The sequence below is a fragment of the Rhizobium aureum genome (assembly GCF_030182495.1).
Classification (GTDB): Bacteria; Pseudomonadota; Alphaproteobacteria; order Rhizobiales; family Rhizobiaceae; genus Rhizobium; species Rhizobium tropici_C.
This window is the reverse complement of sequence record NZ_JAQJCI010000047.1, coordinates 1-1,334: the sequence shown is the minus strand read 5'-3', so window position 1 is coordinate 1,334 and position 1,334 is coordinate 1. Positions and strand designations below refer to the sequence as shown.

General features: G+C 54.5%; 1 protein-coding gene. It reads left to right on the top strand.

Annotated features, from left to right (window positions below; all coding sequences use genetic code 11):
• Positions 1-72 precede the first annotated feature (72 nt).
• Entirely contained in the window at positions 73-1,107 is a 1,035-nt protein-coding gene (locus PH552_RS33635; RefSeq protein WP_113251145.1) for an IS110 family RNA-guided transposase, read from the top strand.
• Positions 1,108-1,334: the final 227 nt, after the last annotated feature.

The window sequence follows — 1,334 nt, the reverse complement described above, 5'->3', positions numbered from 1 at the left end:
TTATGGGATGGCCCGCCCTTTCACCCAGCATCGAGTACAATGCTGATATCGGGAAAGGGAAAGGACCAACCAATGTCTATTGCTATTCTTGGAATTGATTTGGGCAAGAACTCCTGCAGCGTGGTCGGCGTCGATGCGGCGGGAGCTGTGGTCGTTCGTCGAACAATGCGTCGACAGACGCTGATCGACTATGTTGTGAAGCTTCCTGCTTGTGTGGTTGCGATGGAAGCATGCTGCGGCGCGCATCATCTCGGTCGGCGGTTTGCGGAACAGGGTCACGAGATCCGTTTGATGTCGCCGGAATACGTTCGTCCGTATATCAAGGCTCAGAAGAACGATGACCGCGATGCCGAGGGGATCGCTGAAGCCGCCTCACGGCCGACAATGCGCTTCGTTGATCTCAAGAGCCAGGAGCAATTAGATATTCAGACGTTACATCGGGTACGTTCACGCCTTGTCGCGGAAAGAACAAACCTTCTCAACCAGATGCGGGCGATCCTACTTGAGCGTGGGCTAATTTTCCCTGCCGGCAGGCTGAAGTTTGAGCATGAGCTTGATCAAATGCTTTCCGAGCGCAATGAGACACTGTCGCCGCGCATGCAAGATCTCATCGGCGGCCTACGTGCAGAATGGAAGGAGCTCGACAAAAAAATTGGAGCACTGAATCGCGAGTTCGTTCAGTTGGCTCGGAATGACGCTGCCGCGCATCGTTTAACCTTGATCCCAGGTATAGGCGTTCTCAACGCCACAGCCCTAATCGCCGCGGTAGGCGATGCTAGCAGCTTTGCTAAAGCGCGAGATCTCGGCTCCTGGCTTGGATTGGTGCCGAGACAATACAGCACCGGCGGTAAACCTCGCCTTCTTGGGATATCGAAGCGCGGCAACACGTATCTACGGACGCTACTAATCCATGGTGCTCGGGCAGCATTGCCATCGCTTTCGAAGAGCGACACGCCGATAGGACGATGGTTGACGGAGATGATCGAACGAGGTGTGCATCGCAATGCCATCGTTGTGGCCCTGGCCAACAAATTGGCCCGCATCGCGTGGGCGGTTTTGCGGAAAAAGACATCATTTGAACGTGGCTACCTGGCGGCTGCGGCATAGTCGAGACGGCTATGCTATCGCACATGTAGCTCAACGAGGTTTGCAGGAAGGATCGTGAAGATGGCCTGACAGTTTACCGGCTTCGGAAAGCCCGTTTAAAAAAATGGCACTAGGTGCCGACGGTCTTATTGGGCTCTGAACGCGCGGATGTCCATCTTGGCCATGGGGACTTCCCATGAGACCGTATACGTTGACGCAAACTGATCAGAACACCGTAAAATCCTCTT